Raw genomic sequence first — 22,248 nt, forward strand, 5'->3', positions numbered from 1 at the left:
AAATACAATGACTTCATTACCAATAAGGAAGCTGCCAACGATGAAAATTACCCAAATAAGAAACGCGACCATTGTTATTCATTACGAAAATGAAGTTATTCTTGTTGACCCAATGCTTGCACCAAAAGGCGCAATTCCACCACTGAAATATCTCACTACTACGCGGACAAGGAACCCAACAGCCCCGCTTCCTGACAATACCGATAAACTATTGGATAGCGTCACAGCGTGCTTGATCACGCATTGTCAAAAAGGACACTTTGACCACTTAGACAGAGCTGCAGCAAAGTGGCTTAGACAGCACCAAATTCCTGTCTATTGCTCCGATAAAGACGCACGATTTCTGGCACGTAAAGGACTGAACGTGCAGTCGCTAAGTACTGAACAAACTAACTCCTTTTTACACGGTACTATTAACCTTATTCCCTGTGTTCACGGAGAAGGCTTTATTGGCCGACTCATGGAACATGGTCATGGCTTTTTAATTAAGCAAGCCAATGAACCCAGCTTATATATTACCGGTGACACCCTTTTAACTGACGATGTTCGCCACTGTATTACTTCAGAACAGCCAGAGTGGATAGTACTACCCGCTGGTGGAGCGCAGTTTGACGTTGGAGGACATATCATTATGGGTATTGAAGAGGTTCTGGAAGTGGGCACATTAAGCAAGGGAAATATTGTCGCCAACCATTTAGAGGCACTGGATCATTGCCCGGTGACTCGGAATCAACTAATGGATTCTGTTAAAGAACAGCTATTAACAGACAAAGTTCATATACCGCTCGACGGAGCGACTATTTTGGCTTCATGAGAGCGCCCTTTCAGGGTTCTTCAATAAAACCAGCCTGTTCGAAACGAGACACCCACAACAACGAATAGAATGGAAATAACAGTAACCGACACAATGTGCCACGCCATTACTTTGAGGTTTGCTGGCGAAAGGTTGGGTATGACGAAAAACCTTGCGCTAATAGCAAAACCAACCGTTAACGCAAGCAAGCCCAGTTTTGCCATTATTGGATAAGCAACCGGGTTACTGGTATTGAACCACAGGCTGAAATCTGGGAGCAGCCTGTGCGCCAGAATTACGCCTGTAATTATTTGAATGATGAGTGCGGGCATGCCAATTTTTTCGTAGACAGACTCAAAATCGAGGAGTAACTGAGGTGACCGCTCTTTTAAAACCTTGGGCAGCACAACGAAGGACAGGACAATGTGCCCACCTGTCCAGATGGTTGCCGCGAGAATGTGGAGTAGTAAAAGTAAACCGTACATTGGTACCTCTTGAGCAAAAAACTTCATTCGTGGCAGGCTCTCACACCACACTTCTATGTTCATAAATATCGTCTACAGCTTTTGTCAGAGCAATGGAAATTGCGCTTCCAGAAGTTTGTTCTTCAAGTAACTTTTTAAGCTTTTTTTCATACTCTAGATATATCCTTGAATGATATGCCTTATTCTTCGCCATTGCAGAAACTAGCATTAATTTACGGATATCACTATTTGGCTCTTCAAGCGCGAGTTTTAGCAATTTATCGAAAATATTCCGTTCTCCATATAGTGTGCTTGGGCCATCGTCAACATTACATGCCAACGAGAGAGCTAAACAACTATCATTGGCATCCACGTAATGAGCAAATAACTTAGGGGTCACCTGACTGACACGAACTGGAGAGCTAGCTAGCTTAATCGAATAGTTTTCGGTGATATAAAGGCACACTTCATCTACTAGTTCTTTTAAAGCCAGCGATGGCTGGTCAGGACTGAACCCTATCGCAATAGTTTTTATTAGCGAAGAACCCGTTGAATCAAATATGCGAAATTCCATTTTCCATTGGTTAGATTCAGCATAAAGATGTGGAAGAATTATCAAGTCACAAGGGGTTCGCTCTGCTAGCTGAGTAACCCAGTGTTCCTCATATCGTTCTCCAAAAAAAGCAAAGCCCGCGTTTTCAACGACGGGAACTAACATGACGGCTTGACCGCTAGTTTCCAAATTCAGTTTGTCGCAAATAGACAAAGGAATACCACGGCATAAGCTTCCCTCTTGATTAGTTTTTTGCTTTATTAGCTGATCATGTTTTTCGTTAACAGAACAACTACCTGAGGTAGTAAGTATGGTAAAAGGTTTTTCATTTTTAGGCGGAAGAACATCGTCCACTGAATTTAACTTATGCAGCCATATGGGCTTTTCAACAGACATCAAAGCCAATTTAGGTGGTGTACTGTCTTCCAAAGGGCCGTAGCCTCCCATCAAATTATCTAACTCATTTTCCCAATAGCTCAATCCTTCTTTCCAATCTGGTCGTTTTTGTGCAAAAAGAGCTTCGACAAGAGATTTTGCCTCTTGAAACCTTTTTAGTTCAATAAAGGCCTTGATCAGGTTATTGCCAACCGAAAAGCCATGCTGCTCAATATCAAAATGGGGCGTTACAACAGTAATAATTTCCTCTATATGACCCTTCAACCCAAGATCCCCACTTATCTGCTGTAAAACCTGTGAATCTGGACTGTCAGAAAGTCGGAATATTTCTTCATACAAAGATATTGCTACATTTTTTTCCCCGCTATCAAGAGCCTCGCGGGCTAACCATAATTGCGGTCTCCAAGCTCCAGAAAGCCTGCTGACTCTTGTAAGGGCGTCAATATAAGAAGACTTTCCACCACGTTCATTATGAATGGCTGCATACCATTCAAGTCCATTATCTTGATTTGGGTCTGCTTCAAGCGCACTCCACAAAATCTTTTCTGCCATCCTATGGTCGTTACGCTTAGCGTAGACCTTAGCCAAGTTAGTTAATAGAACGCCTGACTCTCCGATAGAAGCCATGGTTTCCTTTAAAATTTTCTCCGCTTGATCTAAATCGTTGTTTTTCATTAACACGATGGCGTAAATACAAGCACCTCGTTCTTTAACAGGGTCTATCCCATATAGCCGTGCGCTGGCGTCTTGAATATGTGCTTCAAAGCCATCGTTCAGTGCGGATACGATTAGGTTGTAGAGTTCATCAGGGTTGTCTCTATTTTTTTCGAGGTTCCCTACTAATACACTGTTTAACCAGCTGCTCTTACTGATATAAATTTCACGACCATAGTCATCATAAGCCTTAATCATATCGTCTTTCGATTTTACTTCGCCTGGCTCAGAACTATTGGGTTTCACCCCCTTGTTCTTACCTTTTTTTCTACCAAATAGTTTTTTGATAAAACTCATGAATATTCCTTGTACAAGTTCATTCGGTTTAAATTGTAAATCGCTGCAGCATATTTAGGTCATTTAATGCCAGGCACACGCGCCGGTTTGGAGCCGTGAAGTGGAAGGAGAGCAGTCACAGTAATGCCGCTTGTTATGCCGAATCACTCAACCGCCCTGAGTTGAATTTTCGCTCCTTCAGGAAAGTCTTTAATCTGTTTTGCTAGATCACCTGAGAAACGAACAAGTTCGATAAGGGGCGTAGTTTTGATGTTTGAGGTTTCGTATGCCCCTCCTAGCGCACCGGGAATGACGAGACAGTATTTGTGGCCCTCCGGAATCGCACCTAAGCTTTCTTTTGCTTGCTCAACTAACGCCTGCATATACCAATCTTTGAGAAAGTTCTGGTCTTCAGACAGTAGCTCTAATTCGGCTCGGTCATTAGCCACAATCTCGCAATAGAGATCCTCGGGACTTAGGCGCCAAAACTTACCGTACACATCTTCAACCATCAGATTACCGAAATCGTTTTCGGCAACAGTTGCGAGCGGTTCAATTCCGACCCACCCCCATGAATCTTTGATTTCCTGAATGATGCTCATGAGTTAGCTACCCCATAACGCCTCAATAGCCGGCGCTGTTTTCTCCGTCCGGCGCCATAGCCTCGAAGTTGATTAACTTGTTATATGTTTTCATAGACGCCAATCCATAAACTTTGACTCATAAAATCTTGGAGAATAAATCAACTGTAAATCACTGCCTCTAGGAGTAACCGACCATCTACCATGTCGAGCTAAGTTTAGGTCCTGCCAGGAAAGATTCAGCTCACTTAATTTGGCTTCCCACATTTTCTCTTCTTCATCATCTTCCAGGCCAAGTTCATCCATTTCTAAATCAAAGGAAGACATCGAAGTTACAGCGACCAACTTTTTAAACAGAGAATCATCTTCGAATTCAACTTTTCCCGTAGCCCATGGTGTTTCGTAGGTAAAGCTAAGAATAGTGGCAACCTTAACCCCATCTAATTGTAACTCTATCGGTGTATTCATAGTGGCTCCTCGGTGGCTTTTAAGTAGCCCTATTTTAACTTACCTTCCGTGTTGCCCGTCGATTTTCAGTGCATATGTCCACCTTACATTCAAATGAGGTTTTTCTTCTTTTAAGCGCTTTAGAAAATATATAGTTTCAGGATCATGTGATCTAAGGTAATCATCATCAATGATCAGGTTATCTGCGTTATTGAAATACATAATGAAGTTTAAAATTCTTTCTAATTTTACATACCTAGTTGCGTCCGCTGCTATATTAATCGTTTTAATTTTTTCACTATGCTGTGGCTGTGAATCCAGATCATTTGGTGCTGAAACAAAAATTTCCATTGCTCTATTTTCTCTTTGAGTTAATAGTTTCATAGCACTTACGCCAGTGGTTGGTGGAACGCAGCGTAACCAATCCCCTGCGCATACTTGTTATGAGCTCTAGTTGGCGTCCCATATCCAGTATTTCTTTCCTTTCAAGGTGAATAAATACACCGAGATATCACCACCTTCACTGTAGTGTTTGAGTTTCTTTTTAGGCAGGCGATCCCATAACCACTCAATATCTTCTATCTTTTGAGCTTCTTCAATAAATGCATTGAGAAACTCAGTTTTGTCACTGAAATCCTCAGCTGACGCGATGCAATCGAAAACCGGAAACTCACCAGCCACCATCGGCCAACCGATATCTTGCCATGTAGGCAATGCCGGTGTTTTATATGTAATAGTTTCTGCAGCTTTAGAGCCATCGTCAAAGTTCATGTTTGGTTCGATTCCAAGCTCGATTAATGCACCAGCCTTTAAACAATCTGTGCAGATACAATCGATATCGTTGATACCAGCATAGCCACCAACATCAAAGCAAAGATCAACCTTGCCACACACAGAGCATGGTTTCGGTTTATCTACTTTATAAGCAAATTTTTCAGGATATCTAAAAAATTCAAATTCCATATGCTTTACTCATAACCCCCACCATAAACAGCCAAGTGAAACGAGGTTCGGCGACAGGAGGGAGCGAATTTAATGGCTTTGTTAGTGGGCATTTTCTTTAGCCCATATTTCATGTGCCTTGGTGTCATTTCCAAACCCAACGGACATGAGCAGATCCCGACAATCTCGCTGTGCTAACTGTATTGCCGAGTCTAGATCCATAGAGTTATCTTTTGCTAGCTTTAATATGGCGAAATGTATTCTTTCCATCTGCTCCGGGGACCAACCACTACAATATGATGCCTCTGTGCCACACTCAGTTTCCAGCATGTCGCATACCTCAAGAGCCTCACGCGACTTGTATAAATCGTGAATTATCTTCTTGGTTCTATTGCTGAGCTCACTCAAGAACTTGCCCACTAACGCCAAGCTCTCCGTAATATGTTCCCGCGTGCAGCTCTTTGTTAAGTGACACTGACTTCAGCCTCGATTGCGGATGCCACAAGGATTACTGACGACGGAGGTACCGGCACGCTAGGCGACCAAACCTGTCCCACCAAGATGACGTGCTCCTTTTTATCCCATGTTGCCACCATGTTTCCGCTATTACGGCGCTCTCTCAATGCATCGTTGTAGTAGCTATCGGGAGAAACCAGCATATACTTCTCAGTTTTCGAGCCAACCCATAATTCAGAAGACTCGGATGCCCCACACAAGTGTGAGCGCAGATGCAGTTCGAGTTCTCCAGACTCTCTACTAAAGCTAGCGATAATTGAAACTTGAGTGGTGGTCATTGCATTCACTTAACGCAGCCAGCAGCGGGTTTGAGGTACAGCGACCAAAGGGAGCGATGCTGACTGGCCTTGTTAAAGGTCACCTTTCGCAGACTCATACATTTCATTTTTAAGCTTTTCCAAGATCTCGTCAGTTAAACCGTACTTAATTGCAGCAGATTTAGAAATCGGATTCAAAATGTCTTCAACTGAATTAAATAACTTAATAGCATCTTCAAGTTCATTTATCATCTTGTTTCTTCCAGCTTCGTTTATAAAATCCAAAGCACGATCAACAAAATAGGCATGAGCTAACCAGTTTCTTTTTTGCAACGCTAGTGAAAGTGTATTTTCAATATCGCTATCGAGTACACCCATTTCTTTTATTGCACCCAGTAGGCGGCCCATAGTTTTCTTCGACAATACGCCATCAAATCGGTCAAAATCTGCCTCCCATTTCTCACGACTTTCAAACTTAGGCACGTTCTCCTTAAAAAAATCATAGAAAATGAGTAACTGAACTATTGATTGCTCAACACATTGTGCTCGATACATTGCGAGGCCAAAGTATGCGTAGACTTCTTTGCAGTGTTCAGACGTATCCATCGTGACCTTTAACGCCTGCAGCATGCGCGCCCATGAAATGGAGCCGAAGGCCCAATGTAATGGGCGTCGCCGTGCCTGCATTGGTTATGCGAGTTGCAGGTTTTCACGAAATTTCCGCACATTTTCTCACCAGTTTAAAAAGTTTTTCTGACGTTACTCCCAGGTGGAGAGCATATGGATGTACTTGAACGTCTTCTCCGAATACAAATGACTGTTTTGAACATAGTCATCCTCTAGTGCCTGCTCTAAATGGTCAGGTAACTCATAATCCCATGAGCGTTCGGCGTATTCCGCTCTTAACTGTGTACTGTTGGCCAATGTGATTGCTACCTCGCCTAAACCGAACTTGTACTGGAAATCACCTGACGACCAGAGCCATTCTGATACCCGCCGCATAACATTTCTATACTGCGCATGCGCATTTTGTAACGCCCCAAACAGTACCTCGAAAACCTTTAACTCACTGGTAAAATTAATATTATGAATCAAAGATCAAATAAGCTTGGAAAAACAATCCGAGCACACTCACTTTCGTGCTGGTAAACACACAATATCAAACTTTAATTTCTTGTTATATCTTTGACGATAAACGAGTTAATTTCGTAAAACAATACCAAATCGTGCAATACCTCCGACAAATGTGCGCAATGAATGACGCCAGACGTATTTGCCAAAAGCCACATCGCAAATCACTCAATTGGTTTGCCTTAGCAAGCGGCGATGCGCTATACCAAACAACCCCCTTCTAAAGTACAATACACACCCTAAACACCTGAAACTGCACACGACTACATGACTTTTTCTGACCTCGGACTTTGCCCTGAAACACTTGCCGCTCTTACGCGTCAAGGTTATACAGAACCAACACCCATTCAGGAGCAAGCGATTCCGCCGATCCTTGCTGGTAAGGACGTAATGGCAGCAGCGCAAACCGGCACAGGTAAAACCGCAAGCTTTACTTTGCCAATTTTAGACATACTCAAAAGTAACGAGCGCGCAAAGGCAAACACAGCACGCGCGCTCATTCTTACGCCTACTCGAGAATTAGCGGCTCAGGTGAGTGAAAGTGTTGCTAACTTAAGCGCGGGTATGCCGCTGAATTACGCGGTGGTGTTTGGTGGTGTGAAAATTAATCCGCAGATGATGAAGCTTCGCAAAGGCGTGGATATTCTGGTCGCCACACCCGGCCGTCTGCTCGACTTGTACAAACAAAACGCTGTTCGCTTCCCGAAGTTAGAAATGTTGGTACTTGATGAAGCCGACCGAATGCTCGATATGGGCTTTATTCATGACATTAAGAAAATTATTAAGTTACTGCCGGCTAAGCGCCAGACACTTATGTTCTCAGCGACCTTTTCAGATGATATTCGCACCCTGGCTAAAGGCCTGCTAAACAAACCGGTAGAAATTTCCGTAGCACCACCCAACGCTACTGCCGAGCCTATTGAACAAACAATGTATGCGGTACAGAAAAGCGAAAAGCTGCGCATGCTACTACGACTACTGCACAGCCTTAACGAGCCGCAAGTGCTTGTGTTTTCCCGCACCAAACAAGGCGCTAATAGGTTAGTTAAGCAACTGGATAAAGCCGGTTTCTCTGCCGCCGCTATTCACAGCGCGAAAAGCCAGGGTGCCCGCACCAGAGCGTTGGCTGAATTTAAAAGTGGCAAGGTTCAAGTGCTTATCGCAACCGATATTGTCGCGCGGGGAATCGATATTGAAAAGCTGCCGTACGTTATCAATTATGACTTACCACAAGTTGTTGAAGACTATGTGCATCGCATTGGCCGCACCGGTCGTGCTGGCCAGGTTGGTCATGCCATATCTTTGGTCACCGACGAAGACTTTACTTTCCTGAAAGCTATTGAAAAACTGATTGGCCAGCCGATTGAGCAGCGTAATCTGGAAGGTTTCGCCGACGTCGAACTTAACGGAACGACGACGGCTCTGACTAAAGACTAAATTCCCCCAAAAAGCGAAAAGCTAAGTCCCGATAAGGGACTAGCGAAGTCCGGGAAACCCACTGAGTTAGGTTAGCTCGTCCATTTTAATGTGGCTAGTTTTTAAACCCCACAACCCTTCAGCTTATTGACAGCTTGGGCAACACGCTCCGTCACGCGTGTTAGATCCGACTCTGATTGTATAGAGACGTAGCCACAACCTTTATAAACTAATTGCATATAGCTGGCGGTCAATTCAAAAGCCTTTATAAAACGCTCTGGTAACTACCGATACTTGCTTGACGAGCAGCCTGACGTTTTTTCTCCGCTGCTAAGCTCGTTCGAGTCCATCGAAACAGATATAGAATAACGAGCTTGGTACAGGCGCTCACTATTGCCAGCAGCAATAACGGCCAGCCGTTTTCAAGTCCCATAGTAAATGCGAATGCGATTGTCGATACATCCATCAACAGAATGAACTGACTCATTTTAATATCCAGTGCGCCGGTATCTCCTAATTTCAATACCTGCATAACTTGATGAATGTAACCTTGAGCAAGAAAGGCCGTAATCACAACAATCATTGCAGTCATTAACTGACGTCCATTATCTTCGTATGTGCCAGCCACCAGACCAAAAACAATACCTGAAACAAGCAGAAGCGCGGCTAAAATAAATAAAGTTAGAGGGATTATTGCTTTTCGGTCGAACCATATTTCATACAAAAGGACAGCTACTAAAAGAGCAGCAGCCAGCCTCGGCCAGACAATGAAGTGGTTAAAAGGCTCGATAGACATGCCGTAAACAAAAAATGAGTAATAAGCCAAAAAACTAACGAAGAACTTATTGAGAGAAAGGACTTCAGTTGCTCCGGTCTCACAGTCCCTCTTTCGCGCCCAAACAGTTCGCACCTGTGAGAAAACACCAACCAAGCTGACCACAATCAAAATTGAGTTTAAAGTACCAAAGAACTTGAAAAGCATAGCGCTCGATGAAAGTTGATTTGTCGACAATATACCTACAAATATGAGGTTTTCGAAATAAATAAAGATTATATCCGATATTTTGTCGACAATAATAGCACTAAGTAAGTTGTAAACCTGAAGAACGATTAACGAATGTCAGGCTTCAATTCATACAGGTATGTGCCATGCGGAAACATCGAAGAATACGGAGTGGCTCTCAAGTTTAGAGCCTTCCCCGTATAAAGTACCCGTTCAAATAAAGCGGTTAGCAATCCAAGTTTTTAACGAGTGGCTTTGCTACTTAACTCATGAGCACGGTCTAAAGCATCCATAGCCGGTACTTCAATATCCGGATTAATTCCGGTGCGCTCCCAGTTTTTCCCGGTTGCCGTTATTATCGGCTTGAATAGTGAAATACGAAACGCAAGCATGTCGGTAATTCGGCGTACTCCGACATAAAAGCCGGCGCTGGCGGTGATGTCACCAACCAGTACGGCCTTTGAATTAGCCTGCAAGACACCGGCGAAAATTTCAGAAGCGCTAGCTGTATTGCGACTGGTTAATATCCAAACCGGAAAGTCACCGCGAAAACTGTGGTGAGCTGCGGTATCAGATGCTGAAATCTCTGCTGTCTTCTCGTTTGAAGAATTCAGCACATACCAAAGGGGCGTTTCGTCGGGCAGAAAATAGCTCAGCATGTACTGAACTAAATCGGGCGAGCCGCCAACGGTATCTCGCAAGTCAATAATGATACCGTCGCTCTGGCCAAGAAAGTTAAAAGCTGCGTCAACGGCGTCCCTAGCCTGCTTGTCCGGCGAAAACTTATTAAACTTCAAATAGCCAATGTTACCGCTCAGGTAACGCACTTCCTCGACCCCATAGTTATTGGTTAACTTCCCTTCTTTATGGGTCAATATATGGGTAATTTCTTCGTCTGGGTTAACGGTATACAAACTAAGGTGGTTGTCGCCTGTAACCGCTCGTAAATCTTGTCCCAGTACGTGCGCGAAGTCCTCCAGAGACGTCAGCGAATCGTACTGCCCCAACTCCAGCTTGTTAAGAAATAGCTGTTTTAGCTCGGGAACCACTTCCGGTTCTATGTAATTGGCCTGCATAACATCGAACGTTTTAGTCATCAGCTGACGAACATGTTCTGACGACAGGTTGATCTCATCGGCCTGAGATAGCTCCGATTTGGACAGCAGAGAAATAAGCAAAAATAGCAGAGCAATAAATCTGCACGGTTTCAGTAAAATACTTTTCATGAGTTTACCTTTAAAAATCCATTAGTAAGGGCTGGCTTAAACCAGTCCAATAATTGTTATTCGTGTAGGAACTAACGGATTCAGATAAAGGCGTTCTTGATTTTGAATTGTATACCAACGTCTTTCCACCCGGACAGGCGAAAACGACTTGATGGTTTTATTAAAAACCAGTCGACAAGAATAGGTTCGGTGAGTAAATAACTATTAGCAACGGCAACGCTGAACTTAGTTTCATCAATGCGCTCGAATTGCCAATTTGCCGACTGTTTATGATGCTCAAATTGACTTGCGCTTGAGTATAGTGAAGCCGAGACAGCAGTGTCGTCATTTGCCTGGGACGTAACGAACGCATCGGCTACAACGAGCTGAGTATTTGTTGTCGAGTCAGGGTTAGTAAAAAAAAGCCAGCAGAACACACACAACATTATTGCCGTAATTGTGATTTTTGCAGTCTGAAAGGCTTGTTTTTTGGCCGCATCAACCATTAACGTTTCTCACCCCCCGTCCTTTCACATAGCTCTCCACAGCGCTGTTAATTTCGTCTTTAAGCCACGCAGGCCCGTAGTCCGTCATATCGTTATGCCGGGATTCTGGTATTTTCTTAACGCATATACCGTATTTCTCACTCTCTTGCTGTGACGGCAACACCCCGTCGTCTGCAGGGTAATCGCTGCCGCGAATTGAGAGCACACCAATATCCTTATTGCGGGGAAGCGGAACGCGCCGGTGGTCAATCGTAATAACAGTTTCTATGTAATCCTTGCTTTCATTCGCAAGCCAGGACGAGATATCGCCGCCGTTTGAGTGGCCAATCAGCAGCAAGTCATTAAAATTGTATTTCGGGTAAGTTGGCTCGAGGTTGTGCTTAACGAAATCCAGCGTTTTAGCGCCCCTGCTCCAGTTTTCGCTTCTGGTTTCATAAAGATCACCCGATACAGACAGCGGCGGATCGCTCTCTAGCTCATGGCCAATAGCCACAACCATATAACCCAACTGGTTTAGCTGCTTAGATAAAAAACTGTACTTGGTATGCGAAACTCCGTAACCAGCACTAAGAAATGCTACCGAACATTTTTGAGCTTCACTACACTGTTCTTCAGAGGTGGGATATGAAATTTGTATAGGAATATTTCTGTCTCTGGACTCATCGTAAATCGTGTTGTTGGCAAAGCTAAATGAGCTGAACAATAAGCCTGCGAGTAATATGAGGAGTTTCAAATTATAGTCCTTTACGATTTGATTTCGTGTTCTTTAACTGTACTACGATTTAAAATCTATGTCTGCTTATCGCAGGGTACTAGTCTTAAAGCAGCTTCCTAAGTTTTTCAGTGCAACCATAAATAAAACGACCTCATTTTTGAACATCACTGACTTAAGTTAGCCCAGGTTTTCGGGGTTGTGCCAAAGCATTTTTTAAAAAGGCTCATGTCACTTTATTCATATAATCGCAATATCGTTCAATAACATATAGGCTAGCCGAGCTACTATAGCCCAAACATTCATTGGGAGTATATATCTTGATTAAACACTACACCGTTTTCGCTAAATTGATTGCAGTGGTAACCGTCGCATTATTAACGGCTAGTTGCTCTGCCAAGGGGATCATAAACTTACAAAGCGGCAATGCTCTGGCGTCGCAAACGTGGTTAAGTAAAGAAGAAAGCTTCAAAGTCCCCTTCATTTGGCATGACGGCCATATCATTATTGAAGTAGATGTTAATGATACGGAGTCTTTACGGCTCGCTTTTGATTCAGCTGCCGCTGCGACCGTTATTTTTGATACTCCCCGAACTCAAAAACTGCCGTTAGATGTGGAAAGACAGCTTGATCTTCAGGGCCGGCAAGTCAACGTGGTTAATAATGGGGTTATCCGAATTGGGGAGCTAGAGCTTTCAGAATTGACTTTTATTCACGTTCCTATTGAGCAAAACCCGCTCTTTAACGACTATGACACAGCTTATTTTGACGGCGCAATTGGCTACGACTTACTGAATCACTTCAATATAACGGTTCTTTTCGCGGAACAGTCGCTACAGTTTTCTCAAAAAGACACGAAAAGTGCGTTCAGCAACGAAAACAGCATTACTTTACCATTGTCGATTCATGGCAGAATTCCCTACATTGATGCCACAATGAAAAATAGAGACGGAGTTAGAACAAAATATGCTTTTGTCGTAGACACAGGCGCCCCTGACTATGTTTATTTGAATGAAAAATTGGCAGATGGCATAGAGTTTCCAGCGGAATATTTTGAAACGAAAACACAAAACTTTGACGGCAAACAGGTATTTAAAACGAGTCGCATCGACTTTTTGGGACTGGGCGATGCAGAATTTCAGAATGTAGCGGCACATGATTTACCGCATTTTAAAGACTCTCACGGAGTTGGTTTAATAGGCAGCGGGCTGCTTCGGAAATTTGACGTCCATTTTAATTACGAAGAAGGCACTATTACGCTCGTAAAAAATAAGCTGTTTAGTAATCAAACCTATATCGACCGCAGTGGCTTGGTAATGGAACCACACCGGATGGGAGGTCTCATAGAACAGGTAGCAGAAAATTCTCATGCAGCAGAACTTGGCATTACTGCACCAGCGATAATAAATGAAATTAACGGCAAAAAAATAACTGAAGACAACTTTGATGAGCTGCGCGCGTTATTAAGCAGTGATGAGCCATTCGTGAATCTATGCTGGAAAACAAGCGGCCGAACAGAATGCGGCGATTTAAAGCTAAAAGATCGCATCTCGTTATAACTGACTTTAGCTTTTACTAAGAAAGCCGCAGACTCTCTCATATTGATGATTTCGGCAATATCAGAAGTGGCCATCGAATGAGCTTTTAGGCATTTATAGTTTACCTAAAAGCTTATTTAACTCATTCAGCACAAGCTCAGGCTCATCGACCTGAACAAAATGGCCACTATTCTCTCTCAGAATCGCTTCACCTTGAGGGAATTGATTCACCCACTCGCTTTGATATTGTCCCCACAGTTCACGACCTCGCGCTGTCTCAAATGCGTTTGACGGTTGTTCTGCCACCTTAACACCTGCTATCAAGGTGACAGGTATATCACCAATCTCTGAAAAACCTATAGCCTCGGATTTATCCCAAATCACATCCAAAAAGCACCATTTCCCCTCGCCCATCGCGTAATCGTTCTTTTTGATTGCATCGATTTCATATTGTCCGCCTGAAGGATTTAGCTCTGTGACGATATCAACATCGCGAGGGTTTGCAGGATCAATCATAAGTAAAGCCGCAACGTCGCCCTTATGTTTAGCCGCAAAGTTTCTCGCTGTTACTCCACCAAGAGAGTGACTCACATAAACGAAAGGTCTGTCTATATTCAACTTGGTAAGCAACTGGTCAACTTCATTCACGTAGTCTGAAATACTCCGCTGTCCTGTGCAGGGGGCGGAGTTACCCTCACCCAGCCGGGAAAACCGTACGGCGGTTATTTCCTCTGGCAAATCACTCCAAATTGAGTCCCAGCCGGCCATTCCTGACAACGCACCCGCATCAAACAGAACGACTGTGTCACCACCTGCTTTTATCTCATATTCGATACGACCGCCATCCACTTCTATCATGGATGATGCACCTGCCTGAGCACTCAGAAAGATGAAAAGAAAAATACCTATTAGTTTTTGCACAGTGTTTCCTTACTGCGGAGTGCTAATGCCGCACTCACGGGATTGTTAGATGCAGCGCTTGGTTAAGCACTTTTCACCGTTAGTTTCTGCCAAATTTCCAGCCATCTTTTTTCAGCTATGCGCTTTCTAAAATCAACTGGCTTAGGTCTCTTGTTATTCAGCGTAATGGAGTAATTAAATAAAGACTCGACGCCAAAAGGGGCGACAATGGCGACCTCCCCATTGTCATCCAACGTAGCTCCGACAGCTGTTTCAACTTCAATCCAATAACTCATAGCATTTGAGGCTGACGTATATGGTTTATCCAAGTTCCGCTCATGCATTCTCGTTTGATTCTTTACCGACCAGGGAAAATCAGATATGCCGCTGAGCTTCTCTTCTATACCGCGATCTCTAGCCTTGGCGATATCTTTCGGATCGAAGTAGATTAAATCTATATCGTTAAGCGGCGTTGCAGATGAAAAATCATGCATCTTGTCCCAAGCGAGGTTGCGGACAAAGCCTGCAGCGAGACACCAGTCCGGCAGGCGCAGTTCAGCAGCCAAATAAAGTGCCTTCATGCGTTCCGAGTCTTCTTTTATCCATTTTTTGAGCTGTTCTTCGTAGTCCATTGGATGCCTGATATTTATATATTGTGCACACGTACTTAGTAACTCGCTCAATTACTCACGACATTCTACAAAACACTAATAACGCTAATTTTAATTTAGTTATGTAACTGACATTAAACGAATTAAAACCGCAATTCAAACACATACCCACGAACGGCTCCCCAGTACCGACTCTTAATACACCTTGCTCGACTAGCCGCGAAAGAAGCCATTCAGGCTATAGAAGCAGCATAAGTAAACGACCGACTTGCCCGAATGCCTGGGCGGCTAATACCAGTTGGCTATTTTTTGGCTTAGGTATTTTGGTATTGATTCCGATAACCACCTTTGTATGGACTCGCCTAAAGTTCAAATCCCTAAACGACAAATAAACTTTTCACCAGATTTTATCGTACTGCTAAATACATTTAATAATTTGAGGCAGTCATTAATGTTTGGACTTTTTAAGTCAGACCCTACGAAGAAAATGCGCAAAGAACTAAAGCAACTGCAAGAAAAAGCCATGGAAATGCAACGTAACGGAAACATTCGCGATAGTTCGCATATCAGTCAGCAAGCAGACGAACTCTGGAATAAAATTCAGGCACTGGAAAGCCAGAATAAGTAAGCTTGCGGTTTTGGGTTGCTAACTGGCAACCCACTTTCTCGAAAACCTCAAAACAAACTTGCAAACAGTAATAATTCTCATTATGATCTATCGCGCAATTACTTAAGCACTCTTAAGTGTTGCTTATACAGGTCTTTGCTTTTCCTCTCCCTGGAAGTGCAAATTTGTTCCCTAGCTGCGGCTAGGGAACGTTTTTGACCAAGACCATCATCAACACACTCTAAAGCTCGTATTCCACCTGTATACAAATAAACTGAAAACTTATTTCACCTTTACATTGAAACGCAAATCATTCTCATTTATGATCCTCCTCCGACATTTCACGGGGGTATCAATGAAACTGACAAAATGCTTTATCGCACTGACTCTGGCCGGTATGACAAGCACACCACTGCTGGCACAAGAAACACAAACAACAAACGAATCAGACTCAACTAGCGCTCAAGAAAACATAGAGCACATTAACGTTAAAGGCCGGGCTCAAACGCTCTACCGTCAGGACTCAAGCAGTGTCGCCACACGCACGAATACGCCCATTGAAGAAATTCCACAAAGCGTTCAGGTGCTGACCGAAGAACTGATGAAAGATCAGGCCGCCCGCCAAATAACCGATTTGTACCGCAGTATCAGTGGTGTGAATTCGTTCAGTTACTCAACTATTACCTTCCGCGGTTTCCGTCAGGATGACATTTTTTATGACGGTGTTCGTGGTGACCCCTTTAACGGATTCGCGGTTCCTCAGCTGTTCAACATTGGACAAATTCAGGTATTAAAAGGGCCTAGTGGTGCCATGTTCGGTAGCGGTCAGCCCGGCGGCGTTATTAACTACGTGACTAAAAAGCCAACAGCAACAACGGAGCGTTCCATTGAACTGGGACTCGGAAATTACGACTATAAGCGCGGTTCTGTTGAATTAAGCGGCCCGCTAACAGAAGATGCTTCTCAGCGTTACCGTGCCGGTTACTATTACGACAACGAAAAACCGTTTCGCTATAACACCGAACAAACTAATAAAATACTCGATTTAGGTTACGCTTTTGATGTAGGAAGCGACAGCGAGATCATTCTTCAACTAACCGACTACGAGCAAGATTACCAGGGCGCTCGCCTTCGCGGCGTGCCGGTTGATAACGACGGTAACTTTGTCACCGACCGTAAATGGAACCATAACGAAGCCAGCGACTTCCAAAGATTAGAAGCTACCGTTTATCAGGCCCGTATTAATCACGACTTCTCGCTTAACTGGCGCGGCGATTTAACCATTCGTCACTATGAAAACACCGAGCGTCAGAATTACCATGAGCCTCGCGGCCTGCTTGATGCCGATTTAAATCCTGTGGACGACCCGAGAGAGGCGGTTTACAGTCAACGACAATTCCGTAATCAGTATCGTGAAAACGAAGCCACCAGTGTTACAGGTAACTTAATTGGTGAACTCAATATTTCAGGTCTGGAACATACTGTGTTAATGGGAGCCGAAAGTTATACGGCAGACAACACCTTTATTGGCAACAACGCAAACCCTGGCGAAGTTCCCAATTTAGAGATCCATAACCCAGTGTACGGACTAACCTCGGGCCCCTACTCCACCGCATTGGAGAATGCGACCCCGAGAGTTACCAAAACTCAGCGCGACGGCTTTTACCTTCAGGATCAAATTGCGTTTAACGAAAAAGCGAACCTGTTACTGGGTTTGCGTTACGACCAGTTTGAGGACGAGACCAATGCAGCAGATTTTGATGACAGTGACTTAACCTACCGTATTGGTGGAACCTATGAATTTGCCGACTGGGTTCGGGCTTATGCGTTATACGGTACCGGGTTCTCACCGCAATCGGCCGGGGATCAAGAGCCAGAGGTTGGCGGTCCTTTTGAGCCGGAACAATCGGATATTACTGAGTTGGGCGCCCGTTGGTCATTGATTAACGACAGCATTCGCGTCGGCACCGCGGTTTATGAGATAAACCGCGAAAACATTTTGCAGGCAACCGGTGAAGTCAGCGAAGACGGTCGCAATGTTTTAGGCAACGTAGGCAAAGTGCGCAGCCGTGGGTTTGAAATTGATGTGCTGGGCGACATTACCGACCAATGGGTCATTAATGCTAACTATGCGTACAACGACGCAAAAGTGGTAGAAACCGTACCTGGCCAGGGTATTACCAACGCAGTCGGTGACCAGTTCGCAAACGCTCCTATGCACCAAATGGGTGTATGGACGCGCTATGACTTGCCTGCACTGAACTCCTCTATCAGCGGTGGTATGGATTACGTGAGCGAGCAAATAAGCTTTTCGAACCCCGCTCAACGAGTTAAACCCTACACAGTGTTTGATGTCAGCTGGCAAACTGAATTTAACCAGTGGTTAGTTCAGGTTAATATCAAAAACTTATTTGATAAGGAATATGCGTCAAGCGGCTTCTTAACCCGTACCGGTCACTTCCCGGGCGAGCCTCGTCGCATTTACGCATCGGTTAAATATCGTTTTTAAGGACTTTGCTCAATGACTAACCGCCAGTGGTTCAAATTTCATTCCTGGGCTGGCTTCGCCTTTGCGGGGCTTCTGCTGCTCATTTGTATCACTGGCGTTTTAGCTACTTTGAGTTACGAAATTCAATACCTTAGTGACGAAAAATACCGGGCTTTAGAAGAACGTGAAGGCCCGGTAGCCTGGAAAGAGCTAGAGTCTAATCTGAGCGAAAAATACCCTGAGAGCCATATTTTAGGGGCGCAGGTGCACTCGCAAAACTACCTCGCCGGCGAAGTCCGTTTAATGACCCCAAATGGCTTTCGCTTTGTTTATTTCGATGCAGCCAGCGGAAAATTGCTGGGAGAAGGTGGCTGGGGGCAAGTTTCACGCTACTTACGCGATATTCACATGTATTTGTCTATGGGTGGCGTCGGTAAATACATTGTTACCCTCACCAGCCTCCTGCTTCTTATTTCGCTTGTTTCCAGCTTTTATGTTTACCGCAAATGGTGGCGCGGATTTCTCGCGAAACCCGGTAAGCTCAGTTGGAAAAAACGAACGGAGTGGTCCTCTTGGCACAAATGGATAGGGCTTTGGAGTTGGTGGTTCATCGCTACTATTACAATTACGGGAATATGGTATTTAGCCGAACATATGATGTTCAATTTTGACATTGAGCATTACCCGACAGCACCAACAGTTGAGCATACCGAAGCGCAACAGCAACAAACCGCGCTTTCACTCACTGAACTCGTTAGTATTGCGCAAGCCGACCGACCAGATATGGACATTACCCGATTCTACTATCCGCACCAATACAACCAGCCCATGTCCTTTACCGGACAAAATGGTTCAATACTGGTGCGTGACCGCGCTAATCGAGTATATCTTGACCCAGTTACCGGAGAGGTTGCAGGAACTCAGTACGCCGGCAATTTAGGTATTGTTGCCAGAATTTCTGATACAGCCGACCCACTCCACTTTGGTGACTTCTCCGGACTACCCGTAAAACTTATATACGCCTTCTTTGGGCTCATGCTAGTGGCATTAGTCGCTGGTGGAATGAGAATGCACTATCTGCGGACTCAAAAGCGCGACCCAAACACCGCCAAATGGCTCGGAATTACCGGCAGTTTATCGCTTGTACTAAGCGTTGTAGCACTCATCTACACTACAGCTGTCTTCGACGAATACAGCAACACCTCCACGTCAATTTCGCCGCAGCTTGAACAGCTTAAAACCAAAAACTCTAACTACTCAGAGTAAATTTATTCCTTAACACCAAAACTACAAATGGTCGCAATCTGTACAACGCACAAAGTTTAGTGTAACTTAAAATAATTATCAGATAAGGATTCCAGCCATAGTAGGCTGTTTATTAAAGGGATTTTATGAAGAAAAAGTGGGAAGATTTAACCTTTTTACAAAAGGCGGTAGCTGGCGTTGTTCTAATGGCTTTAGCACTGCTTGCTCCCGAGTTTGCCATGCTGGTTCAATTTGGTGGCATTGAAGTCGCTTTCGCATTTTTACTTTTGTACCTCAAACCCACTTTGCTGTGGCTCCAGGCTAAATACAGCGAACTAGAAGCTAAACTCTTTACAGCTTATTTGTCGTTCACGCAAAGCGCGTCGACCAAACCATCTGTGTTTATTACCCAGGCAACATTCTGCTGCGCCGCGCTTGTACTCACGGGTTCAATGGCCCTCTCCTTCAGCTTTTTTATGCCCGCTCTCCTATTTAATTCTGTACTAATTTAATCCCCAGAAAAAGAGTTGGTGCTGTGTTTGTTGCTGAGCCAGAAAGGCGAAATAGCTGAGAGCTGGTGCCAGATGTTGTAGCCTCACCATGTCGGGGTGTCGAAGGCCAAGGATGGCCTGAGACAAGCGCACACGGACGTGCTCGTAGCGTCTCCGACATGGTGAGGCTACAACATCCAACCGGCGACCTGCTATTTCGACCTTACTCAAAGCCAGCAACAAAAAACCCGGCACGAAGGCCGGGTTTTGTTTAAGCGTTGGCCGTTATTACCAGCCAGTTTTCTCTGCTACAGCTTTGCCGATATCGGCCAGGCTGCGTACAGTTTTAACGCCTGCTGCTTCAAGTGCAGCAAATTTCTCGTCAGCAGTACCTTTACCGCCGGCAATGATGGCACCAGCGTGGCCCATACGTTTGCCAGGAGGAGCAGTAACACCAGCAATGTAAGAAACAACCGGCTTAGATACATTGTTTTTAATGTACTCTGCCGCTTCTTCTTCCGCCGTTCCGCCGATTTCACCAATCATTACGATAGCTTCGGTTTCTGGATCTTTTTCAAACAGTTCCAGAATATCGATGAAGTTAGAACCCGGGATAGGGTCGCCACCGATACCAACACAGCTAGACTGACCAAAACCAGCGTCAGTAGTCTGCTTAACCGCTTCGTACGTTAATGTACCTGAACGTGACACAATACCCACTTTACCTTTCTTGTGGATGTGACCAGGCATGATACCGATTTTGCACTCGTCCGGAGTGATAACACCCGGGCAGTTTGGACCGATCATGCGCACGCCTTTGTGCGTCAGATATTCTTTAACGTACAGCATATCCAGTGTAGGAATGCCTTCAGTAATACAAACAATCAGTTCGATACCAGCGTCTGCTGCTTCGATGATTGAATCTTTACAGAAAGGAGCTGGTACGTAGATAACTGAAGCAGTTGCGCCAGTTGCTTCTACAGCTTCTCTTACAGTATTGAATACAGGCAGACCTAAGTGCTCTTGACCACCTTTACCAGGTGTAACACCGCCAACCATTTGCGTACCGTAAGCAATAGCTTGTTCAGAGTGGAAAGTACCCTGACCGCCAGTAAAGCCCTGGCAGATAACTTTGGTATTTTTATCGATCAAAATGCTCATTATTGACCTCCTGCCGCAGCAACCACTTTATCGGCAGCATCAGATAAGCTCTCTGCAGCGATAATGTTCAGGCCACTTTCGTTCAATTTCTGGGTACCCAGTTCAGCGTTGTTACCTTCAAGGCGAACAATAACTGGAACTTTAACACCCACTTCTTCAACAGCGCCGATAATACCTTCAGCAATCATATCGCAACGTACGATACCACCGAAGATGTTAACTAATACGGCTTTAACAGAGCTGTCTGACAGGATAATTTTGAACGCTTCAGAAACACGTTCTTTTGTCGCGCCGCCACCAACGTCAAGGAAGTTAGCTGGTTCGCCGCCACTCAGTTTAACGATGTCCATAGTACCCATCGCCAAACCAGCACCGTTAACCATGCAACCAATGTTGCCATCTAGTGCTACGTAGTTCAGTTCCCATTTAGCCGCTTCTGCTTCACGAGCGTCGTCTTGTGACGGATCGTGCATTTCACGGATTTTAGGCTGACGGTACAATGCGTTGCTGTCGATGCCAACTTTCGCATCCAGACAGTGAACGTTGCCTTCGTCAGTAATAACCAATGGGTTAATTTCTAACAGTGCTAAGTCGTACTGTTCGAACATTTTCGCCAGGCCCATGAAGACCTTAGTGAACTGCTTAACCTGGTCTGGAGTCAGACCCAGTTTAAAGCCTAGCTCGCGACCTTGGTATGGCTGCGCGCCAACCGTAGGGTCAATTTCAGCTTTCAAGATTTTCTCAGGTGTTTCTTCAGCAACGGTTTCAATTTCTACGCCGCCTTCGGTTGATGCCATGAACACGATTTTGCGTGAAGCACGGTCAACAACTGCACCTAAGTAAAGCTCGTCTGCAATGTCAGTGCAGCTTTCAACTAAAATCTTAGCAACCGGCTGACCTTTCTCGTCGGTCTGGAAAGTTACTAAGTTTTTACCTAACCACTGCTCAGCGAATGCGCGAACGTCGTCTAAACTTTTCACTAATTTCACGCCACCCGCTTTACCGCGGCCACCAGCGTGAACCTGACATTTGACAACCCAAATGTCGCCACCAATACGTTTTGCCGCTTCTACCGCTTCATCAGCAGTGTCGCAGGCATAACCTTCAGATACTGGCAAACCAAACTCTTTAAAGAGTTGTTTACCCTGATACTCATGCAAATTCATGATGCTCTTCCGATTCGTTGAAACAACTTAAGCAGCTAAAGTGCTGCCTACCCGAATACCGCGCCGAATTTTAACCTGCTCGGCGCATAATTAACAGCCGCAAGCTAAATTGCATTGCGGCTGGTTCTC

24 protein-coding genes are annotated in these 22,248 nt (G+C 44.6%); 7 read left to right on the forward strand and 17 right to left on the reverse strand.

Annotation, left to right across the window (positions count from 1 at the left end):
• Window positions 1–40 precede the first annotated feature (40 nt).
• The gene (locus ACN0TF_RS04025) at window positions 41–814 is read left to right on the forward strand and encodes an MBL fold metallo-hydrolase (protein WP_417440851.1); all 774 of its coding nucleotides are present in this window, start codon (window positions 41–43) and stop codon (window positions 812–814) included.
• Between the two features lie 20 nt (window positions 815–834).
• Here the strand turns inward: ACN0TF_RS04025 and ACN0TF_RS04030 are convergent, their stop codons facing one another.
• From ACN0TF_RS04030 to ACN0TF_RS04070, 9 genes are all read right to left on the reverse strand, one after another.
• Window positions 835–1,278, reverse strand: a complete 444-nt coding sequence (locus tag ACN0TF_RS04030; protein ID WP_417440852.1) for a CopD family protein — start codon at window positions 1,276–1,278, stop codon at window positions 835–837.
• A 40-nt stretch (window positions 1,279–1,318) separates the two neighbouring features.
• The gene (locus ACN0TF_RS04035) at window positions 1,319–3,217 is read right to left on the reverse strand and encodes a tetratricopeptide repeat protein (protein WP_417440853.1); all 1,899 of its coding nucleotides are present in this window, start codon (window positions 3,215–3,217) and stop codon (window positions 1,319–1,321) included.
• A gap of 143 nt (window positions 3,218–3,360) precedes the next feature.
• Window positions 3,361–3,798: a T6SS immunity protein Tdi1 domain-containing protein gene (locus ACN0TF_RS04040; RefSeq protein ID WP_417440854.1), complete on the reverse strand. Its 438-nt coding sequence runs from the start codon at window positions 3,796–3,798 to the stop codon at window positions 3,361–3,363.
• A 90-nt stretch (window positions 3,799–3,888) separates the two neighbouring features.
• Window positions 3,889–4,245, reverse strand: a complete 357-nt coding sequence (locus tag ACN0TF_RS04045; RefSeq protein ID WP_417440855.1) for a hypothetical protein — start codon at window positions 4,243–4,245, stop codon at window positions 3,889–3,891.
• 39 nt (window positions 4,246–4,284) lie between these two features.
• Window positions 4,285–4,608: a hypothetical protein gene (locus tag ACN0TF_RS04050; RefSeq protein WP_417440856.1), complete on the reverse strand. Its 324-nt coding sequence runs from the start codon at window positions 4,606–4,608 to the stop codon at window positions 4,285–4,287.
• 66 nt (window positions 4,609–4,674) lie between these two features.
• Window positions 4,675–5,187, reverse strand: coding sequence for a CbrC family protein (locus ACN0TF_RS04055; protein WP_417440857.1), 513 nt, complete (start codon window positions 5,185–5,187; stop codon window positions 4,675–4,677).
• Between the two features lie 443 nt (window positions 5,188–5,630).
• The gene (locus ACN0TF_RS04060; protein WP_417440858.1) at window positions 5,631–5,960 is read right to left on the reverse strand and encodes a hypothetical protein; all 330 of its coding nucleotides are present in this window, start codon (window positions 5,958–5,960) and stop codon (window positions 5,631–5,633) included.
• A gap of 72 nt (window positions 5,961–6,032) precedes the next feature.
• Window positions 6,033–6,545 carry a hypothetical protein gene (locus ACN0TF_RS04065; protein ID WP_417440859.1) on the reverse strand — a complete coding sequence of 171 codons (513 nt, stop codon included), beginning with the start codon at window positions 6,543–6,545 and terminating at the stop codon, window positions 6,033–6,035.
• A 153-nt stretch (window positions 6,546–6,698) separates the two neighbouring features.
• On the reverse strand, window positions 6,699–6,941 hold the full coding sequence (locus ACN0TF_RS04070) for a hypothetical protein (RefSeq protein WP_417440860.1): 243 nt from the start codon (window positions 6,939–6,941) through the stop codon (window positions 6,699–6,701).
• Between the two features lie 396 nt (window positions 6,942–7,337).
• On the opposite strand from ACN0TF_RS04070, the gene ACN0TF_RS04075 reads away from it, so the two are divergent.
• Window positions 7,338–8,507 carry a DEAD/DEAH box helicase gene (locus tag ACN0TF_RS04075; protein ID WP_417440861.1) on the forward strand — a complete coding sequence of 390 codons (1,170 nt, stop codon included), beginning with the start codon at window positions 7,338–7,340 and terminating at the stop codon, window positions 8,505–8,507.
• A 244-nt stretch (window positions 8,508–8,751) separates the two neighbouring features.
• Here the strand turns inward: ACN0TF_RS04075 and ACN0TF_RS04080 are convergent, their stop codons facing one another.
• From ACN0TF_RS04080 to ACN0TF_RS04095, 4 genes are all read right to left on the reverse strand, one after another.
• On the reverse strand, window positions 8,752–9,498 hold the full coding sequence (locus ACN0TF_RS04080) for a hypothetical protein (protein ID WP_417440862.1): 747 nt from the start codon (window positions 9,496–9,498) through the stop codon (window positions 8,752–8,754).
• A gap of 233 nt (window positions 9,499–9,731) precedes the next feature.
• Window positions 9,732–10,715 (reverse strand): S41 family peptidase, encoded by a 984-nt coding sequence (locus tag ACN0TF_RS04085; protein WP_417440863.1) that lies wholly within the window; start codon window positions 10,713–10,715, stop codon window positions 9,732–9,734.
• A gap of 80 nt (window positions 10,716–10,795) precedes the next feature.
• Window positions 10,796–11,200 carry a hypothetical protein gene (locus tag ACN0TF_RS04090; protein ID WP_417440864.1) on the reverse strand — a complete coding sequence of 135 codons (405 nt, stop codon included), beginning with the start codon at window positions 11,198–11,200 and terminating at the stop codon, window positions 10,796–10,798.
• Window positions 11,193–11,933 carry an alpha/beta hydrolase gene (locus ACN0TF_RS04095; RefSeq protein ID WP_417440865.1) on the reverse strand — a complete coding sequence of 247 codons (741 nt, stop codon included), beginning with the start codon at window positions 11,931–11,933 and terminating at the stop codon, window positions 11,193–11,195. The genes ACN0TF_RS04090 and ACN0TF_RS04095 overlap by 8 nt, the downstream gene beginning before the upstream one ends.
• Before the next feature lie 299 nt (window positions 11,934–12,232).
• Between ACN0TF_RS04095 and ACN0TF_RS04100 the strand changes: the two genes are divergently transcribed.
• Window positions 12,233–13,471, forward strand: coding sequence for a hypothetical protein (locus ACN0TF_RS04100; protein ID WP_417440866.1), 1,239 nt, complete (start codon window positions 12,233–12,235; stop codon window positions 13,469–13,471).
• Window positions 13,472–13,564: 93 nt separating this feature from the next.
• Here the strand turns inward: ACN0TF_RS04100 and ACN0TF_RS04105 are convergent, their stop codons facing one another.
• The gene (locus ACN0TF_RS04105) at window positions 13,565–14,371 is read right to left on the reverse strand and encodes an alpha/beta fold hydrolase (RefSeq protein ID WP_417440867.1); all 807 of its coding nucleotides are present in this window, start codon (window positions 14,369–14,371) and stop codon (window positions 13,565–13,567) included.
• Window positions 14,372–14,433: 62 nt separating this feature from the next.
• Entirely contained in the window at window positions 14,434–14,982 is a 549-nt protein-coding gene (locus ACN0TF_RS04110) for a nucleotidyltransferase family protein (protein ID WP_417440868.1), read from the reverse strand.
• A gap of 430 nt (window positions 14,983–15,412) precedes the next feature.
• Here ACN0TF_RS04110 and ACN0TF_RS04115 point away from each other — a divergent pair, with 430 nt between their 5' ends.
• The 4 genes from ACN0TF_RS04115 to ACN0TF_RS04130 all read left to right on the forward strand — a co-directional run bounded on the left by ACN0TF_RS04115 (window position 15,413) and on the right by ACN0TF_RS04130 (window position 19,813).
• On the forward strand, window positions 15,413–15,589 hold the full coding sequence (locus tag ACN0TF_RS04115) for a DUF6435 family protein (RefSeq protein ID WP_153849213.1): 177 nt from the start codon (window positions 15,413–15,415) through the stop codon (window positions 15,587–15,589).
• Window positions 15,590–15,923: 334 nt separating this feature from the next.
• Window positions 15,924–18,077: a TonB-dependent siderophore receptor gene (locus tag ACN0TF_RS04120; protein ID WP_417440869.1), complete on the forward strand. Its 2,154-nt coding sequence runs from the start codon at window positions 15,924–15,926 to the stop codon at window positions 18,075–18,077.
• A 12-nt stretch (window positions 18,078–18,089) separates the two neighbouring features.
• Window positions 18,090–19,322: a PepSY-associated TM helix domain-containing protein gene (locus tag ACN0TF_RS04125; RefSeq protein WP_417440870.1), complete on the forward strand. Its 1,233-nt coding sequence runs from the start codon at window positions 18,090–18,092 to the stop codon at window positions 19,320–19,322.
• Window positions 19,323–19,447: 125 nt separating this feature from the next.
• Window positions 19,448–19,813, forward strand: a complete 366-nt coding sequence (locus ACN0TF_RS04130) for a hypothetical protein (RefSeq protein WP_417440871.1) — start codon at window positions 19,448–19,450, stop codon at window positions 19,811–19,813.
• Window positions 19,814–20,080: 267 nt separating this feature from the next.
• Here the strand turns inward: ACN0TF_RS04130 and sucD are convergent, their stop codons facing one another.
• Both sucD and sucC read right to left on the reverse strand, forming a co-directional pair.
• Window positions 20,081–20,953 (reverse strand): succinate--CoA ligase subunit alpha, encoded by an 873-nt coding sequence (gene sucD / locus ACN0TF_RS04135; protein ID WP_011234743.1) that lies wholly within the window; start codon window positions 20,951–20,953, stop codon window positions 20,081–20,083.
• Entirely contained in the window at window positions 20,953–22,119 is a 1,167-nt protein-coding gene (sucC, locus tag ACN0TF_RS04140; protein WP_011234744.1) for an ADP-forming succinate--CoA ligase subunit beta, read from the reverse strand. The genes sucD and sucC overlap by 1 nt, the downstream gene beginning before the upstream one ends.
• Window positions 22,120–22,248 lie beyond the last annotated feature (129 nt).

It is taken from the genome of Idiomarina sp., assembly GCF_048265525.1.
Lineage (GTDB): Bacteria > Pseudomonadota > Gammaproteobacteria > Enterobacterales > Alteromonadaceae > Idiomarina.

What these genes read in the sequence shown, in the direction of transcription:
- ACN0TF_RS04030 (WP_417440852.1), bottom strand. Translation starts at nt 1,278, where the DNA reads ATGTACGGTTTACTTTTACTACTCCACATTCTCGCGGCAACCATCTGG.
- ACN0TF_RS04055 (WP_417440857.1), bottom strand. Translation starts at nt 5,187, where the DNA reads ATGGAATTTGAATTTTTTAGATATCCTGAAAAATTTGCTTATAAAGTA.
- ACN0TF_RS04025 (WP_417440851.1), top strand. Translation starts at nt 41, where the DNA reads ATGAAAATTACCCAAATAAGAAACGCGACCATTGTTATTCATTACGAA.
- ACN0TF_RS04040 (WP_417440854.1), bottom strand. Translation starts at nt 3,798, where the DNA reads ATGAGCATCATTCAGGAAATCAAAGATTCATGGGGGTGGGTCGGAATT.
- ACN0TF_RS04045 (WP_417440855.1), bottom strand. Translation starts at nt 4,245, where the DNA reads ATGAATACACCGATAGAGTTACAATTAGATGGGGTTAAGGTTGCCACT.
- ACN0TF_RS04085 (WP_417440863.1), bottom strand. Translation starts at nt 10,715, where the DNA reads ATGAAAAGTATTTTACTGAAACCGTGCAGATTTATTGCTCTGCTATTT.
- ACN0TF_RS04110 (WP_417440868.1), bottom strand. Translation starts at nt 14,982, where the DNA reads ATGGACTACGAAGAACAGCTCAAAAAATGGATAAAAGAAGACTCGGAA.
- ACN0TF_RS04090 (WP_417440864.1), bottom strand. Translation starts at nt 11,200, where the DNA reads ATGGTTGATGCGGCCAAAAAACAAGCCTTTCAGACTGCAAAAATCACA.
- ACN0TF_RS04075 (WP_417440861.1), top strand. Translation starts at nt 7,338, where the DNA reads ATGACTTTTTCTGACCTCGGACTTTGCCCTGAAACACTTGCCGCTCTT.
- ACN0TF_RS04115 (WP_153849213.1), top strand. Translation starts at nt 15,413, where the DNA reads ATGTTTGGACTTTTTAAGTCAGACCCTACGAAGAAAATGCGCAAAGAA.
- ACN0TF_RS04035 (WP_417440853.1), bottom strand. Translation starts at nt 3,217, where the DNA reads ATGAGTTTTATCAAAAAACTATTTGGTAGAAAAAAAGGTAAGAACAAG.
- ACN0TF_RS04070 (WP_417440860.1), bottom strand. Translation starts at nt 6,941, where the DNA reads ATGCGGCGGGTATCAGAATGGCTCTGGTCGTCAGGTGATTTCCAGTAC.
- ACN0TF_RS04125 (WP_417440870.1), top strand. Translation starts at nt 18,090, where the DNA reads ATGACTAACCGCCAGTGGTTCAAATTTCATTCCTGGGCTGGCTTCGCC.
- ACN0TF_RS04130 (WP_417440871.1), top strand. Translation starts at nt 19,448, where the DNA reads ATGAAGAAAAAGTGGGAAGATTTAACCTTTTTACAAAAGGCGGTAGCT.
- ACN0TF_RS04050 (WP_417440856.1), bottom strand. Translation starts at nt 4,608, where the DNA reads ATGAAACTATTAACTCAAAGAGAAAATAGAGCAATGGAAATTTTTGTT.
- ACN0TF_RS04060 (WP_417440858.1), bottom strand. Translation starts at nt 5,960, where the DNA reads ATGACCACCACTCAAGTTTCAATTATCGCTAGCTTTAGTAGAGAGTCT.
- sucD (WP_011234743.1), bottom strand. Translation starts at nt 20,953, where the DNA reads ATGAGCATTTTGATCGATAAAAATACCAAAGTTATCTGCCAGGGCTTT.
- sucC (WP_011234744.1), bottom strand. Translation starts at nt 22,119, where the DNA reads ATGAATTTGCATGAGTATCAGGGTAAACAACTCTTTAAAGAGTTTGGT.
- ACN0TF_RS04065 (WP_417440859.1), bottom strand. Translation starts at nt 6,545, where the DNA reads ATGGATACGTCTGAACACTGCAAAGAAGTCTACGCATACTTTGGCCTC.
- ACN0TF_RS04120 (WP_417440869.1), top strand. Translation starts at nt 15,924, where the DNA reads ATGAAACTGACAAAATGCTTTATCGCACTGACTCTGGCCGGTATGACA.